The 16,339-nt window shown below is 47.7% G+C and carries 11 protein-coding genes and 1 other RNA gene; 6 read left to right on the top strand and 6 right to left on the bottom strand.

Features of this window, described 5'->3' with window-relative positions; genetic code table 11:
* The first annotated feature begins 64 nt into the window (after window positions 1–64).
* The 5 genes from E7746_RS00260 (at window position 65) to E7746_RS00280 (ending at window position 4,196) form a co-directional block, all read left to right on the top strand.
* The gene (locus E7746_RS00260; protein ID WP_136409442.1) at window positions 65–1,012 is read left to right on the top strand and encodes a YitT family protein; all 948 of its coding nucleotides are present in this window, start codon (window positions 65–67) and stop codon (window positions 1,010–1,012) included.
* 125 nt (window positions 1,013–1,137) lie between these two features.
* Window positions 1,138–2,325: a serine palmitoyltransferase gene (gene spt, locus E7746_RS00265; protein WP_136409443.1), complete on the top strand. Its 1,188-nt coding sequence runs from the start codon at window positions 1,138–1,140 to the stop codon at window positions 2,323–2,325.
* 175 nt (window positions 2,326–2,500) lie between these two features.
* Window positions 2,501–2,929 (top strand): Fur family transcriptional regulator, encoded by a 429-nt coding sequence (locus tag E7746_RS00270; protein ID WP_136409444.1) that lies wholly within the window; start codon window positions 2,501–2,503, stop codon window positions 2,927–2,929.
* Between the two features lie 40 nt (window positions 2,930–2,969).
* Window positions 2,970–3,521: an NADH peroxidase gene (locus E7746_RS00275; RefSeq protein ID WP_123395075.1), complete on the top strand. Its 552-nt coding sequence runs from the start codon at window positions 2,970–2,972 to the stop codon at window positions 3,519–3,521.
* Window positions 3,522–3,689: 168 nt separating this feature from the next.
* Complete coding sequence (locus E7746_RS00280; RefSeq protein ID WP_168184263.1) at window positions 3,690–4,196, top strand: PepSY-like domain-containing protein; 507 nt, start codon at window positions 3,690–3,692, stop codon at window positions 4,194–4,196.
* Here the strand turns inward: E7746_RS00280 and menA are convergent.
* The 6 genes from menA to ffs all read right to left on the bottom strand — a co-directional run bounded on the left by menA (window position 4,183) and on the right by ffs (window position 12,708).
* Complete coding sequence (gene menA / locus E7746_RS00285) at window positions 4,183–5,043, bottom strand: 1,4-dihydroxy-2-naphthoate octaprenyltransferase (protein WP_238337267.1); 861 nt, start codon at window positions 5,041–5,043, stop codon at window positions 4,183–4,185. The genes E7746_RS00280 and menA overlap by 14 nt on opposite strands.
* Window positions 5,033–6,649, bottom strand: a complete 1,617-nt coding sequence (locus tag E7746_RS00290; protein WP_136409446.1) for a DUF4435 domain-containing protein — start codon at window positions 6,647–6,649, stop codon at window positions 5,033–5,035. The genes menA and E7746_RS00290 overlap by 11 nt, the downstream gene beginning before the upstream one ends.
* Window positions 6,650–6,705: 56 nt before the next feature.
* Complete coding sequence (locus E7746_RS00295; RefSeq protein WP_136409447.1) at window positions 6,706–7,629, bottom strand: DUF2156 domain-containing protein; 924 nt, start codon at window positions 7,627–7,629, stop codon at window positions 6,706–6,708.
* Between the two features lie 163 nt (window positions 7,630–7,792).
* Window positions 7,793–11,017, bottom strand: coding sequence for a DUF4062 domain-containing protein (locus tag E7746_RS00300; RefSeq protein WP_136409448.1), 3,225 nt, complete (start codon window positions 11,015–11,017; stop codon window positions 7,793–7,795).
* 145 nt (window positions 11,018–11,162) lie between these two features.
* Window positions 11,163–12,215 carry a hypothetical protein gene (locus E7746_RS00305; RefSeq protein WP_136409449.1) on the bottom strand — a complete coding sequence of 351 codons (1,053 nt, stop codon included), beginning with the start codon at window positions 12,213–12,215 and terminating at the stop codon, window positions 11,163–11,165.
* Window positions 12,216–12,608: 393 nt separating this feature from the next.
* Window positions 12,609–12,708, bottom strand: an RNA gene (gene ffs / locus E7746_RS00310) — signal recognition particle sRNA small type.
* Window positions 12,709–12,835: 127 nt separating this feature from the next.
* Here ffs and porU point away from each other — a divergent pair.
* A complete protein-coding gene (gene porU / locus E7746_RS00315; RefSeq protein WP_136409450.1) occupies window positions 12,836–16,240 on the top strand; it encodes a type IX secretion system sortase PorU in 3,405 nt (1,134 codons plus the stop codon).
* Window positions 16,241–16,339: the final 99 nt, after the last annotated feature.

The raw sequence follows: 16,339 nt of genomic DNA on the forward strand, positions 1-16,339 counted from the left end.
AATTGTTGGGTTAATTTTGCACTTCAAAATTGGGAATTTTAATCAACAGTTAATCGGTATCTCTATGCCAAAATTATCACGCAACATCTGGCTGTCGTCCAAGGACTATGTATTTATTGTCCTGGGTTTGTGCATCTACGCATTCGGGTTCACTGCTTTTGTTCTCCCTGAAAAGGTCGTTATCGGCGGTCTTGTCGGAGTGGGTTCACTCGTATATTTCCTTACCGACATTCCTGTGGCCATCACCTCCTATGTATGCAACCTGCTGTTGCTCGCAATCGCCTATAAAATCGTAGGCCGTCAGTTTGTGGTGCGCACAGTGTTCGGCGCCACGGTGCTGAACCTTCTCATAGGTATAATGCAGCCTCTTTTTCCCGAACCGCTCATTGCCCAGCAAACGTTTATGAACATCATCATCGGCGGTGTCCTTTGCGGAGTGGGCATCGGATTGGCATTCACCCATAACGGCAGCACGGGCGGCACCGACATCGTGGCCGCGATGGTGTCGAAGCGCAGCAACGTGTCGATAGGCCGCATGATGATATATTGCGATTTCTTGATCATATCGTCGAGCTTCTTCCTCTTTCATCAGATTGACAAGGTGGTCTACGGTCTTGTGGTCACATTCCTTGCATCGTTCATGACCGACCAGGTGATAAACACCAACCGTCAGGCCGTCCAGTTCACCATCATATCGCGTTACTGGGAGGAGATAGCCACGGCCATAAACAATGAGGCCCGTCGAGGCTGCACCGTGCTCTCGGGAATGGGCTGGTACACCAAGCATGAGGTTAAGATGCTCATTGTCATGTGTCGCAAGATAGAGTCGGTAACCATATTCCGCATCGTCAAGTCGATCGACAAGGATGCATTCATCACTCAGGCCAATGTCAACGGAGTCTATGGCCAGGGATTTGACATGGTAAAGCTGAAGATGAAGCCCAGCAAGAATCATGACGGACTCGAAGAGCCGGCTCATGCAGTGCCTCATGATGCGATAAAACAAGAATAATAGAAGAAAAAAAGTGTAAATGTGACATTTATTAGCGAAAAATGGCTATCTTTGCAGCCTGCATTTTGGTAAGAAGTGCCATTTAGGCAGAAGTCAGTCACAAAACGCTTACTTACACATAGACTATGAAGCTATTACAAGCTAAACTGGACAAGTATCAGGAACCGCAGAAAGCTAAGGCTGCGGGCATTTATCCTTATTTTAGAGAAATATCGAGCGAACAGGACCCTGAGGTTATAATCAATGGCCGCAAGGTGCTGATGTTTGGCTCCAATTGCTACAGCGGCCTCGTGAACCATCCCAAAATCAAGGAAGCGGCCATTGCTGCAATTAAGAAGTACGGCACGGGATGTGCCGGTTCGCCGTTCTTGAACGGTACGCTTGACATCCACAAGGAGTTGGAGGCAAAGCTTGCTGAATACGTTGGAAAGGAAGACGCTATGATCTATTCAACCGGATTCGGTGTGAATCTCGGTGTCGTTTCCACATTGACAGGCCGTGAGGATTACATCCTCTGGGATGAGCAGGACCACGCTTCCATCATCGAGGGCCGTCGATTGTCGTTCTCTCAGTCGTTGAAGTACAAGCACAATGACATGGAGTCGCTTGAAAACCAGTTGAAGAAGTGCGATCCCTCAAAGGTAAAGCTTATAGTCACCGACGGCGTTTTCTCGATGGAGGGCGATGTAGCCAATCTTCCTGAAATAGTGCGTCTTGCCAAGAAGTATGATGCAAGCGTGATGGTCGACGAGGCTCACGGTATCGGAGTGTTCGGCCGCGGAGGTCGCGGAACATGCAATCATTTCGGAGTTTCCAAGGATGTGGATCTCATCATGGGAACATTCAGCAAGTCATTTGCATCGCTCGGCGGATTTATCGCCTGCGACAAGTCGATCACCAACTATCTGCGTCACCATTCACGTTCCTATATATTCACAGCCAGCATAACTCCCGCATCGACTGCCGCAGCTATGGCCGCGCTTGAAATCATGCAGCAGGAGCCTCAGCTTCAGGAGCAGCTTTGGGAGCTCACCCACTATGCGCTTGACGGATTCCGCAACATGGGCTGCGAGATAGGCAACACCTCGACTCCCATCATTCCGCTCTTCATCCGCGACAACTACAAGACATTTGCCATCACTCGCGACCTTCTCGAGGAGGGCATATTTGTCAACCCCGTGGTTTCGCCTGCAGTGGCTCCCCAGGATACGCTGATACGCTTCAGCCTCATGGCCACTCACACCAAGGATCAGGTAACTACCGCCCTTGAGAAGATCCAGAAGGTGTTCAAGAAGCACGGAATATTGAAATAGTATATCCAACACTACAGATTATATGTCGACATGGCTGTCTATCGCTGACGGCCATGTCTTTTTTTGTGCGCGAGAAAAAAATCGTGCCGTTACATGAAAAAAATTAAGTAAAACACTTGCATGTTTCAAATAATAATTATAACTTTGTAATGATTACAAAACAGTATTGACTGCAATGAAAATGATGACGACGGCACAACTGAGCGATTATCTGAAGGCCAAGGGGGTAAGACCTTCGGCCCAGCGCATCGCCATATTGCGCTATCTCATGGAGAATCCGGTTCACCCAACGGTCGAGAAGATACATGAGGCCCTGGTGCATGACATGCCGTCATTGTCATTGACCACCGTCTATAACACTCTGAACTGCCTTGTGGCAGCCGATTGCGGAGTGACGATGCTGACTCCCGACTCGCGTAACGCTCACTTTGATTTCATAGAGCATCCCCACGCCCACACCTATTGCCGCTCATGCGGAGCGATAATGGATATGGAACTTGGCGGAGCGTTGTCGGGCGATGATTGCCGGGGCGGCTTCCACGTAGAGCGTGTTGATGTGTGCTACCGGGGCCTTTGCAGCGACTGTTATGCAAAATTGAATTGAACTTAAATTTTTTCGTATAATTATTTAATAACCAAAAGAAATGAAAAAGAAATTTATTTGTACCGTTTGCGGTTATGTTCATGAAGGTAATGAAGCTCCTGAAAAGTGCCCCCAGTGCGGCGCTCCCCGCAGCAAGTTCAAGGAACTCGACGAAACCGCTCTTCTTCAGTTTGTAACCGAGCATGAAATCGGTGCAGCAAAGGGTTCGGACGACGAGATGATCAAGGACCTTACCGCTCACTTCAACGGCGAGTGTACCGAGGTGGGTATGTATCTTGCAATGTCGCGTCAGGCCGACCGCGAGGGTTATCCCGAAGTAGCCGAGGCTTTCAAGCGTTACGCTTTTGAGGAAGCTGAGCACGCTGCAAAGTTTGCCGAACTTCTCGGTGAGATGGTATGGGATACCAAGACCAACCTTGAAAAGCGTATGGCTGCCGAGGCAGGTGCCAATGCCGACAAGATGCGCATCGCAAAGCGTGCCAAGGAACTCGGTCACGATGCTATCCATGACACCGTTCATGAAATGGCTAAGGACGAGGCTCGTCACGGTCAGGGCTTTGAGGGTCTTTACAACCGATTCTTCAAGAAGTAATCAAATCCTGTTTATAAAAAACGCTGTGAAGCTCGCCGTCAGTTCGGTGAGCTTCACTTGTATATGTTCATGCCCCATCGGGTTAAAAATGCTTATATGGTTAACTTTTAGGATTCCAATGTGTTATATTATCTGAATAGAATAATGAAAACATTTAATTTCAAAGTTATGAAAAACAAGCTATTTTTGATGATGTTGGCATTGTGTGGGGTGTTCATGCTGTCGTCGTGCAGCGATGATGACGATGACAATGATGTTGCAGCCTCCAAAGTCCCTCAGGCTTATGTAGAGGCATTGGCTGCCAAGTTTCCTGAAGCTGCAAATGTGGAATGGGAAAACAAGGGCGCATATCTTGTAGCCGATTTCACAAAGGATTTCCGTGACTATGAAGTGTGGTTTGATTCATCGGCAAAGTGGAGTATGACAAATATCGATTGTGGAAAGGATCTGTTCTTCATTCCCGGCGAGGTGTCGAAGGCTTTTGCCGAGAGCGAGTATGGAACATGGACTATCGACGACATCGAGAGTTACGAAAGAGCCAACGACAGCTTCTATGTAATAGAGGTGGAAAAGGTCGGAAACAGCGACACCGACATCTACTACAGGCCCGACGGCGAGCTTATAAAGGCTGTGGTGAGCGACAATGCTGAAATAACCCCGGTCACTGTATTGTAGCCACGATTGCGAATGCCGATGCATAGAGCAGTATAAGCATCGCAGTCATTCCAAGCAAAGGATTAAGCGACTTGCCCGTAACACGGGTGAGTCGCTTCCATAATATGAGGTGAAGCACGATGTACACGTAGGCAATGGCGTGCATGTTGGTGAAGGCTTTCCACATCAGCGCTACGGCAATCAGGCCGTTGAGCAGGTATAGCGTGGCCATGAACGGGCGCCCCATCTTGACGGCAAGAGTGAGCTTGCCCACGGCGCGGTCGTCGTCGATGTCACGGTAGTTGTTTACGATGAGCACATTGGCGATCATGAGGCCCAGTGCCACCGATCCGGCAAGAACTTCGGCGGTGAATGTGCCCGATTGAACGTAGTAGGTGAGATTGACAGGAATTATGCCGAAGTAGAACACTACCGCCACTTCGCCCCAGCCGTGACGCGACAGCGGGTAGGGGCCGGTTGAGTAGGCCATTACGCCCAAGGCAATCAGTATGCCTGCGGGCAGCATCCACCATCCTCCCCAGTGTATCAGCGAGCACCCTACGGCGCAAGCCAGCGCGAGAGTGGCGAATGTGGCTGTTTTCATCGCACGCGGCGTTATGTCGCCCTCGGTCACTCCTCGCCGGGGCCCGTCGCGGCCTGCGCGGTCGAGTCCGTCACGGTAGTCATAGTATTCGTTGGCGAAGTTTGACGCTATCTGCGCAAGTACGGCAAAAATCAGGCACAACGCCGCAGGCAGCGGCTTGAAGTTTCCGTCGAGTTGATTGTATCCTATTGCAAGCACCACTCCGGCTACCGACACGGGAAGCGTGCGCAGCCTCATGGCTTCAATCCAGCACTTAATCATCATTGATGGCACTTATGTCGGGTCGCGGAGCCGAAGCCTCGGTTTCATCGATTCCGAAACAGTGCACTATGGCGCGTCTTATACATTCGGCGTCGCGTCCGTTCTCTTTTAGTATTTTTATTATATCGTTAATGTAACTGTCCTTGTTGTTGAGTCCGCACAGTGCGGCGACATTCGATCCGGGGAGCATCGACTTCTGGTTGTAGACGCGAAGCACCGACTGGTAGTCGCCGTTGACCACGTAACGGTGAAATTCCTTACAGAAGTTCTCGTACATTGCTCTCGGGTTAATTTCGTTGACGAGATTGGCCATGTGCTCCTCCAGCTTGTTGATGTTGGGGAAGCGACCGTCGATGCGATACTCCATGATTCGTTTTACGCGATGTCGAGTGTGCAGCAGGGCCTGCTGGCGTATGTCGTGCTTAAACTGTCCGAGAATCGATTTCTTGACATGCTCAAATACCCGGTTCTCGTTGCGGTGGTGACGGCGTGCTACAGTGCGAATCACCCCTTCGAGCATCAATATGTTTTCGATTTCGGCCACATCGGGTACGAAAATTTTTTTGTCACGCAGATACTTCACCTCTTGGGCGTCGCGGCGGTCGCGGTCGACTATTCCGTGACTGTCGAGGTGGTGGAATGCGTTCAGGTCGTTGAACGTGCGTGTCGCCTCGATGACCTTGTTGCAGCTGCCGAGCGACTTTACCGTATAGTCGGTGAACACCAGCGGATAGAGCTTTGCGTCGATGGAGTGGGTAGCGTCACCTTCGATGAAGAGCACCGGCTTGCGTGCGCCCACGAGGGTGGCATAGAGGTCTTCGCTTATTGAGGAGTTGGGAGGCAGAACTGCATAGTCCCATGTCTGTTTTGCTGCGTCATATCCCCGCACCCATATAATGGCGTTGCCACGCTGTGCCGACAGGAATTCGACATCGTGGGTGGTGTAGACAAATGTGCAGTCGGGGCGCATCGACTCGACTTTATCCCAGATGAAACCTGTGATTGAGGGGTGAAGGAACATTCCCGGGCTGTCGACAAATATGACGGCCTTCTCGGGGGCGTATTGTAACGCTCCGAAGTAGTAGAGTACGGCCTTTTCGCCGTCGGAAAGTTTAAGTGAGGAGTAGGCTTCGGCTGCGTCGTTGTTGCGTCTGAAGAGCAGCTTGCCGCCTTCACGCAACACCTTGTTTTCGGGGAATACCTCCTGCCAAGCCTTTATCACGCGGTCGAGGTGACTCTCGGGCAGCGGCACGGGCTTGCTGTCGGCGTTTGTGACCTTGTGGGCGATAAGGTTTAGCACTTCATCGTAGAGCATCAGGGTGGTGAGCCGTTCAAACTGGGTGGCGTTGTCGCTTCGGATGAACGATGACTGCGATGTGGCCTCCACGTAACGTGAATCGATCGAGCCGGGGAGATTGTCGGGCGTGTCACAACGATATAGAGCCTTCAAGGCCGAAAGCCTGAAGACCGGGGAGTCGAGCTCGGAGATGAAGCGCTCGGTGAAGCGCGTTTTTCCGGCTCCGTTGGCTCCGATAACGATGATTCGCCTGTTGTCGGCGACGATGGTGTCGCGTGACCCGTCAAGCCGTGGAGGAAGTTGTAGTTTCATGACGCTATAGGTGAAGAGTTATAACGTAAAGTTAATAAAAACTTTTGTAACTCCACCTATGCTTTCGGGTTCTCGATTGACAGATTGTACTTTTTGAGCAACATTACGGGATGATATGACAATTTGGCCTTGCGCAGCCCCTCGTCGCCTACATCCTCTTCGCGGTTTATGTAATTGACGCCGTGACGGGTCGTCATGTCGGCGGCAAACAGCTTGTTGATCGTTTCACCCGCACCCGGTATGGTGTGGTTCATCTTCTCGATGTGTACATAGAGCGTGTCGCCTATTATCTCGCCTATGGTGAATGCCACGATGCCGTGCCGGTGGGTCGATAACACAGCGCCCTCAAAGGGAAACCGCTGATAGTTGTCGAGAACGTTGAACACCTGTTCGCGTTCGGCATCGGCGAGCTCCTGCGAGGCATCGGGCTGCAGTGTCGTGCGATGGTAGAACTCCTTCACCGCCTCGATGTTGTCGATGGTGAGCGGACGGTAGTCATAGTCGGGATTGTCGGCGATGAACCGGTTTACGTGATTGCGCTTTTTGCTGTATTTGTTACCCTGAAGGGTAGCGAGGTCGGCTGCGTTGTAGAGGTAGTCGGCCCAGTCGGTCAACTCCTCTATGCGGCACGGGCCAAGGCAGTAGAAGTCCGACAGCCGGTCCTCGGGTACGGCCGAAAATTGAACGGGCAAGTTGTGGTGACGGCAGTAGTCGAAAACAAGCGATATTGCGTCACGCAGTGCCATGTCGCCTATCGGCATCGAGAATGCAGGAACGGCTGTGTCGTTCTCCGACACGCCTTTTATGAAAAGTGTGTTGTCGACTATGTCGTATTGATAGTGGAAATAGTCGCTCCACATCAGCAATCCGGCTATGGTGTAGTCACAGGTGCGGCTTTCGGCCTTTCGGAGAATCTCCCTTAATGCCGGAACAGCGTCGATTGTGACGGGTCGGAACGATAGTTTTGTAAGAGTATCCATAAGTTTGATATCAACATAAATTGTCAAGCATCCGGTGCGACAGTCACATGACTCTTCATCCCTCCTCTTAGAATACTGTCGCACCGGGATAAAAGAATAATGCTTACAGCCCCGCGATTGTTTAATTATGCATAAGTAATTGAAGAGATAGGGCAAAAATTAGTTATGTATTAATTTCCCAGAGCTGTACATCATTGCCTATGGTAAGAAAAGATTTATCAGATAGATATATTACTTTAGGCATAATGGCATCCACTCCGGAAATACGTCCAATTTCCATCCCGTTGTCTAAATTAAAAAATACTATTTCAGATGAGATTGTAATTACAGCGAGTAGTTTCTTATTTTCGGAGGCCCAACCGGAAAAACAAAAGCTTTCTAATTCTGTCCCTAACATTTTATTAGATAATGTATTCGAGATAAGATTAAGGGAGCCGATAGGATTGCTCTTATCTTCATGTCTAACATATATATTCCAACTGAATGGGTCAAATGCAATAAGTTTCCACTCTCCGTGTAGTTCTCCTTTGTTCTCTATTTCCGAGAAAGTAGAACTCCCTTCTTTTATATTAAAACAGTGGTGCATTCCATAATTGTTTATTGCTAAAAGTGTTTCATCAGTTCCATTAGAGAATAGGTTTTCATATTGCCATAAAGTTTCATCGGTGAAAAAGCAAGTTCCGTCATGCATTATTTGTTCTTTTTCTTCCCAATGTTGTGACATATAATAGAATAATTTTTCTCCAATGAAAACCGGAGATTTAATATGTGCTTCGTATCCATCCTCTCCTCTTATTTTGAATAATTCCGGTTCACTGGTGCCAATCTCCCATTTTATAACTAATCCAGGATCACATAGCATGCCGATAAAGCGTCCATCTAACGATATTGTTGCTTCCGTTACTTTAGAGAAGAATGGTTTAGCTCTCGGATAGTCTGTAACTTCCAGCATCGCCAATTCTGTTCCAGCAATAAGTTTCATACTATATAAATCATAGACATAGCAGTATATTACGGGTTCTTCGTTAATTGCAATGAGTAATTTGCCACCTCCAGCAGTACACACTCTGTTGTATTTTTGTCTCATAAGACGCCTCCGACTAACCTTATAATCTCCGATTGATATTTTGCAATTTGTCCGGTATTTGTCAAGTTCCCGAGAAAATGTGCGTGGCGCTATACGGCAGTAAGTGCATAGCGTGGCTCTCTCTGAAGAGAGAAATGACTTTCTTAAGAGAAGTTCGTCATGATTGTATGCATTAGGTATTTTTAATGCAATATCAATATCTGAAGCGAGTCCGTCAATTTTGCCAGAAGCAATCTTTAAATTACAGAAGCTGTTATCGAGTAATAGCTCTACAATTTGTTCATTTTGATTATTTTCAGCAAATAACCAAGGCAATAGATCGAGAGCGTGATTGCTGTTTTTCCTTTTTTCATCATTGAAATATTTTAAAGAAAGGTCAAGAACTCGTGAATGTATACTTTCGCCTAAGTAATCGGCTAAGGATGATGCCACAATAGTTCCTCGTAAAGTATTGTACATCCCAGTTCCTACTGTGCCGCTAACTAATAGCGGAGATAAACGAAAATAGAGATTAGACCATAATGCAATCGGTATCTTTCTTTCCGAGGATACGATTCTATGTCCGTAGTTGTCGTTTAGTCTATTATATAGCTCGTCATCAAGAGCGACAATTTGAAGTAGTTCTTCATCTGTAATGCCTCCTTTTATGAAAATAAGCAGACCCAAGGATAATTGTGCAAATAACGGATCTCCTGAACGTGGATCAGTAAGTTCTCTCCAAAATCGTTTAATAAGTTCTTCTCCTGAATTTATTAATTCCGGAATGTTATCCCATGACTTTAAATCAATACATCGGTTAGTTATTACTTCAAAAATTTGTGGCAATGGAGTGTGGGCATTTCCCAACAGGCGAGCTAATGAAACTTCTTGTGTTTCGGTTATTCTGCGTCCTGTTTCTGACAATCTTTTTCTTATTGCTTTATGAATGTCATCAACTTTGGCTGGCAATAGATCTATGTAAACCGTATCTTTACGGAATGCTAAGTTCTTTACTTTTTTGTCTTCTCCTGCCAGAACAATTTTTAATTTCGGAGCAACATTTATATTTGGAAGCCATGATAATGTGAATAGAATGTCATCTGGCTCTAATTTGTCAACATTGCTTATTAATATGATGAGGGATTTGTTACTATTAACAGATAAACCTGTCCTCATTTTTGAAAATAGCTCCTCGTCACTTATATCTGGTGCTATATTCTTCTCTGTTATTTCACGGTATATTGAACATAATATCATTTTCCCGGAGGAAGACATTGCACTTATCCCGGCATGTCTTATAATTGCTTCTGATGTATCGAGTCCGACTCTTGATAGTAAAGCTCCTGAGTCGTGAGCTTCGCTGCCATGAATTACAGTTATGCGATAGTGTTGTAGGGATGTTTTCAATACATCTGAGCTCGCTCCCGATAGTAGAGGATAGTTTCGTGCATATTTTTCGCTTTCTTTACGTTGTATTAGTAGCTCTTCCATATGGGAATCAAGACCCTTGTGTTCTTGAATTTCACGGTCTACCAATTGTAATAGAAGTTCACTGACATCTTGACAGAACTTATTGTCAAAAGCACCATTGCTGTACTCATTGAATTCTATTGTTGTTTCGATACAATTTGTTGCTGGTAAAAATTTTTCTAGTTGTCTTACGAGTTCTGTCTGTCTATTGTTTCCATCTTTAAATAAAGATAGTTTATCGTACGGAATATTCTTCAGAATGCGTTTATAAAGTCCTACATTGTATTTAAGTTCTTCTTGATTTAAGAGGCCTAAATATATTTCACTTTCAGTGGCTGAGCGTAAATATTGTTGTCTAAATTCTTTGTTGATATCTCCGTATTTCAGTATGGCTTCTCGAGCAGTGTTTAGATCAATAGCTTTGACTTCTTTTGTTGATTTCAGCTTTAGTTCCGGTGGAAATGCATTATTGTCAAGGCGGTAAACAGTTTCTAACGCCAGTTGTTCTTTTTCAGAGCTAAATGAGATGATATTATTCCATAGTTCTATTGGTATGTGGTCAGTATCCGGTATCCACCCATATCTCTCTCCGGCAAGTATTAGAAAATTTGGGCGGGGTGATATTTCCTGACAAAGTTTAATCTCGTTTAGGCATATTTGTAATGTTAGATTTTCATCAGCTTGTTCTTCAGTTATGCCCCAACGTAAATCTACAAATTCAAAATCCCAACCATACTTCCTACAATAATCTTTTATTATAGGAAGTACATGTTTATGCAGTAAAGTGCGTTCCCGCTGCATATCGGCAAATGTAGAGCTTATGAAAACTCGTATAATTCTTATAAAACGCATTACTGCTGTTTTGTTAGTGGCTGAGATATTTTCAAATAGGCTATTGATATATTGTTAATGTTTCGTTGCGGTCAAGTACAAATAGGCCGCAATCTGCCATCTCTATTGCTTGGATACCGCTTTCTACAGATATGGCATCAAGGACTTAAAATGTACTATTATTTAGAATAATAACTGAGTTGTCGGTTGTGGAAAACGCGATTTTGTCTTTATTGGATGTTGCTTCATAGAATCCGAAATCAAGCCCCGTATTAACGATTGTCCATGTAAAGTCGACGAGATTCATTACGACAATTAATCCGTCACGGCATCCTATATATGCGTTGTTACCGCATATTGTGCCACAATATGGGAATGGGTCTATCCAATCAGTGTCTATAAGCTGTTCGTGAGTATCAAATGTATGTACCATGAACCTATGATCGCGGCCTGCTGTAACTACTAATGGAGCTTTTCCTTCTCCACGATTATAAAGTTTGAGAAAATTCAATTGAACTAAAGGATGGTGTCCGGTTATAGGTAGATTTTGGGGAATGATGCTATTGAAAATAGACATGGCTTTCTCTTCTTTTTCCTCTTCTTCATCCTGTTCAAAATCGTCAATATAATTTATAACAACAATACCGGATTTGTTATCTTCATCGTCATTATTGGAATTTTCATTGTTATCATTATTCATTTGCTGATGTACTTCTTGCATAAAATGTCCATCCCAATGAAATGTATCTATTTCTGGCAAATTCTTGGGGTCTAATGTATATATTGTACCATCACGCGATATTGCTAAGTATTCCGAATCTGTTGTTTTAATATAATCAAATGTTAGTGGTCGACTATCAAGTATTCCCATAGCCATAACTCCTTCCCAATAATTATCATTGTTGCGTCGGCATAGCATACCGTCATTATCCACTGCCAAATCGGGCGCTATTATCGTTGTGAAATTGCATAAACCGGCGTCTGTTTTGCCCTCTCCGGTTGTTTTGCATATTAGCACTACAGGATTATCGTATTTGGCCATTTCCCCAAGACCGATTAGCTCTTTGTCAGTTGCTCGAAGTTGTGTTACTTCACAATCTTTGATTCCGCCAATCTGTATAGGTTTTGAACCTATAAAACATAATATGGCACCTGATGACATACTTGCATAGATTTTGTCGCCATATTTGTAAATCGCTTTTACATTGTCTAATTTCATGGTGATATAAATTTTTGTGATAATATGATAATCGTTAAATAAAAAATCTATTTATGCGTAAAGTTTTTATCGTTTGAGTTCTTCCGCAAAGATAAAAAAATTATTTATAATCACATGATATAGTAATAGGTAATTGCAATATGCCGTGTAGTTCTCTACCATTGGAGGCTGTGGGTAGTGATGTATTTTAAAGGAAAGGCGACCTCACGCGTCGGGGGTCGCCTTTATCTTAGCTGTATACATCAGGGGACTACGATTAGCGGCGATTTCATCCGCTTACAGTGAAGTGGGATTGATATCCCGGTCGAGTTCCCTTTCTTGTCTATATAACACATTGTAAATGATTGATGTTTGATTCACAATAGTTAAAAGAGTTTAGAAAGGGATACAAAAAAAGGGTAAGCTTACTACATCGCACCGCTACAGCCCGGTACCGTTGCTCCGGTCAAGGCCTGGCGGAGTTCCCGGGGAGCTGGTCGTGTAGGACTTACCCGGGCACAAAGGTACGACTTTTTTCCGTAACAACAACTATCCGATGTTATTTTTTCATCGGTTGACATTGTGAAATAGGGTTAACGCATTGCAAGCGTGACATGAATGTGGGATGACAATAAGTGACGATGATTTACGTTTTAGTGATAGCAACGTTTATGTCGGAGCGCATATACATAGTATTACGGATCGTGCTTGCCGCGGTGTCGCTTTTGTCGGCGCCGGCGGTAAGGGCTTTTGCGCCCGACAGTTACGCCCGACATTCGGTGCTGTCACATGGCCGGTGGGTCAAGTTGAAGGTCATGTCGGAGGGCATGTATCGCATAAGCCTTGACGACCTTGAGCGGTGGGGATTCCACGATGTGACGCGCGTGAGCGTCTACGGTTACGGTGCCGAACCGGCAGGTGACGCACTTTTGGAGTCGGATTACATCGACGACCTTCCGCAAGCTCCGTGTGAGGTTACATCCCGCGGTCTTGTGTTCTATGCGCGGGGAGCCGAGGGGCTTACGGTGTCGAATGGGCGTTATGTCATGCACAAGAACGGCTACACCGATGCTGCCTATTACTTCCTTGGAGAATCGGAACCCGCTGAGCCCGGCAGGACGGGGATTCCCGGAGCAGTCAACGGCGTCACTTCGTTTACCGAGGTGTTGTCGCATGAAATCGACCTGGTGTCGCCCGGTGCCACGGGACATGAAATGCTCGGAGAGGATTTCCGGTTTCAACGGAGTGCCGAATTTGTATTTGATCTCACAGGAAAGTCAGATGACAACGTGTGGACGGGTTGCCGGTTTGCAGTGAAAAATGTGAAGGGAGCTTCGACATTGGCATTAAGCGTCAACGGGTCGGGAGTGTCGCCCGTCACCTCGATTGCCGCGGGGCCCAATGACAGTCACCAACACTACCGCATAGCCGAAATGTCGCATGACATAACCGTTGATGGCGATGTGCTGACGCTCGGCCTCGACTTCTCGACCAAAGGTCAGGCGGCACTGGCGCGCCTCGACCGCATAACGGTCAACTATAACCGCAGGCTGGCGATGACCGACGGTGTGCTGACATTCAGCCACTCGTCACTGTCGTTGATTCTTGAGGGCGTGCGTGACGATACGCGTATATGGGATGTGACCGATGCGCGTCGGTTCTTGAAAGTTGACGCTGCTGTGTCGCATGGAACGGCCAAGTGGACAGCCTCAAGCAGGGGATTGCGGCGATATGTCGCATGGAATCCCGATGCCGACATGAAGTCGCCGGTACTCGCCGGTGAGGTATATAACAGCGACCTCCATGCCATGGCGGTGCCCGATATGGTGATTTTCACCCCTAAGCGTTGGTCGAGTTATGCCGAATCGCTTGCCGCCCTGCACCGTAACTCGTCAGACAACCTTGATGTGGCTGTGGTGGCCGCCGAGGATGTCTACAATGAGTTTGCCTCGGGAGCTCCTGACTTCAATGCCTTCAGGCGTATGCTTAAGATGCTGTGGGATCGCGGAGGGGGTAGTGCGTCTGCTCCGAGCAAGCTGAAGTATGCGCTCATGTTGGGGCGCGGACATCATGACCACCGGCGCATAACGGCCTCGGCTCAGGCGACGGGCTATCCTATACTTCCGCAGTGGCAGAGTGTCGACGGGTCGTCGGACAACACTTCCTATACCACCGAGGACTATCTCGCATTTCTGCTCGACGGGTCGGGCGTGAATCCGGGAAGTGACTATCACTGTATAGCAGTGGGGCGCATTCCCGTCACATCGGACACGGAGGCGCGCATGGCGGTCGATAAGATTTCGGCCTACATCAACGGCGACAACGACGAGAGCGATTGGAAGATAAACATGGTAATGACAGCCGATGACGGTGACAACGGAGAGCATACCGAGCAGATGGAGCGGATATACAATCAATTGATGTCGACTGACGACGGCGGCCGTGAGATGCTCTATCACAAGGTGTATGTGGATGCGTCGCCGCTTGTCGACAAAGTAGCCGTGGAAGCTCACGACAGGATGATGAGGCTGCTTGGCAGGGGTACTTGCTGGTGGTGGTTTGTAGGTCACGCCACAACCTACTCATGGACTGGTGAGGGGCTGCTTACAGCCGATGACATACGTGACATGAACCTGCGCCGTCAGCCGCTGCTTTTTGCTGCTACGTGTGACTTCCTGCGATGGGATGCCGACGGACAGTCGGGTGCCGAACTGCTGTTCATGAAGCCCGGAGGAATAATAGGAGCGGTGGCTGCCACCCGTCCTGTCTACATGACCTATAACCGTGACCTGACGATTGCCACGGCGAGGATGATGACGCGACGCGACGAGTCAGGCGAGCTGCTTCCCGTGGGTGAGGTCATGCGCCGTGCCAAGAACGAACTCACCTCGCCGAGCGATGTCAACAAACTGCGTTACGTACTGCTCGGCGATCCGGCGTTACGCCCTGCCGGTGCCTCTTTCAGGGCGGTGCTCGACTCTATTGCGGGGCAGGCTGTACATCCCGATTCGCAAGTGACGGTGAAAGGGCGTCAGCAGCTCGTTATGAAAGGACGCATCACCGATAGCCGAGGACGCATTGTGTCATCGTTTAACGGAGTTGTCAATTCAACCATATATGACGCTGAATACAGCACCATCACCGAGGGGCGCAACGATGGAAAGCAGGTGATTTTCGAGCAACAGGGCGACCGGTTGTGGACGGGGCGTGACACTGTTGTAAACGGACATTTCAGCATAAACGTGACCATGCCGGGTGAAATATCGTCAAATTTCCGTCATGCGGCATTGAGCATGACGGCCCTGTCGGTCGACGGCCGCGATGCTTCGGGGGTGAACCGTGACTTCTATGTCTACGGTTATGACGAAACGGCGATTGCCGATGAGGAGCCCCCGGTAATTGAGTTGTTCGGACTGAATGGCGAGGATTTTGTCGACGGACAGACGGTCAACGAGTCGCCCATGGTCATTGCACGTGTCACCGACAATGTGGGCATCAACATATCCAATGCAGGAATAGGTCACCAGATGTCGCTGATGCTTGACGGCAACAAGGCATGTCCCGATGTTCCCCACTACTATAGTCCGGGAAGTGACGGCGGTCGCAGCGGAACGATAGCCTATCCGCTTTCGGGACTGTCGCCCGGTCGTCACACTCTCAGGCTGCGGGTGTGGGACACCTCCAACAATATGGCCGAGTCGACTGTTTCGTTCAAGGTGGTCAAGGGACTTGCTCCCGACATTGTTGAGCTGTACACCGATGCCAATCCGGCAGTGGATATGGTCAAGTTTTACATACGCCACAATCGACCTGATGCGATGTTACAAGTAAAGCTGACGGTATATGACCTGTCGGGACGCACGGTGTGGAGCACACGCCAGAACGGGCGCAGCGACATGTTTGTCACGGCTCCTATCGTTTGGAATCTTTCGGATAACGGCGGCGGACGCGTTTCCCATGGCCTTTATATCTACAAGGTGACAATCAGTGCCGACGGCGGCAGCGAAACTTCGGCAACACGCAAGCTCGCCGTAGCTCCACGTTGACACAGCATAGCTGATTGCGGCCTTTTCGATAACAATGTGACCGACATTCGCAAAGAAAGAAAAAAATGCGTACCTTTGCGCATCCAAAACTATAACAAT

Source organism: Muribaculum gordoncarteri (assembly GCF_004803695.1).
Lineage (GTDB): Bacteria > Bacteroidota > Bacteroidia > Bacteroidales > Muribaculaceae > Muribaculum > Muribaculum gordoncarteri.

Bases quoted from the DNA above. Each gene is read 5' to 3' on its own strand.
- E7746_RS00260 (WP_136409442.1), top strand. From the start codon at position 65: ATGCCAAAATTATCACGCAACATCTGGCTGTCGTCCAAGGACTATGTA.
- spt (WP_136409443.1), top strand. From the start codon at position 1,138: ATGAAGCTATTACAAGCTAAACTGGACAAGTATCAGGAACCGCAGAAA.
- E7746_RS00270 (WP_136409444.1), top strand. From the start codon at position 2,501: ATGAAAATGATGACGACGGCACAACTGAGCGATTATCTGAAGGCCAAG.
- E7746_RS00275 (WP_123395075.1), top strand. From the start codon at position 2,970: ATGAAAAAGAAATTTATTTGTACCGTTTGCGGTTATGTTCATGAAGGT.
- E7746_RS00280 (WP_168184263.1), top strand. From the start codon at position 3,690: ATGAAAAACAAGCTATTTTTGATGATGTTGGCATTGTGTGGGGTGTTC.
- menA (WP_238337267.1), bottom strand. From the start codon at position 5,043: ATGATGATTAAGTGCTGGATTGAAGCCATGAGGCTGCGCACGCTTCCC.
- E7746_RS00290 (WP_136409446.1), bottom strand. From the start codon at position 6,649: ATGAAACTACAACTTCCTCCACGGCTTGACGGGTCACGCGACACCATC.
- E7746_RS00295 (WP_136409447.1), bottom strand. From the start codon at position 7,629: ATGGATACTCTTACAAAACTATCGTTCCGACCCGTCACAATCGACGCT.
- E7746_RS00300 (WP_136409448.1), bottom strand. From the start codon at position 11,017: ATGCGTTTTATAAGAATTATACGAGTTTTCATAAGCTCTACATTTGCC.
- E7746_RS00305 (WP_136409449.1), bottom strand. From the start codon at position 12,215: ATGAAATTAGACAATGTAAAAGCGATTTACAAATATGGCGACAAAATC.
- porU (WP_136409450.1), top strand. From the start codon at position 12,836: ATGATTTACGTTTTAGTGATAGCAACGTTTATGTCGGAGCGCATATAC.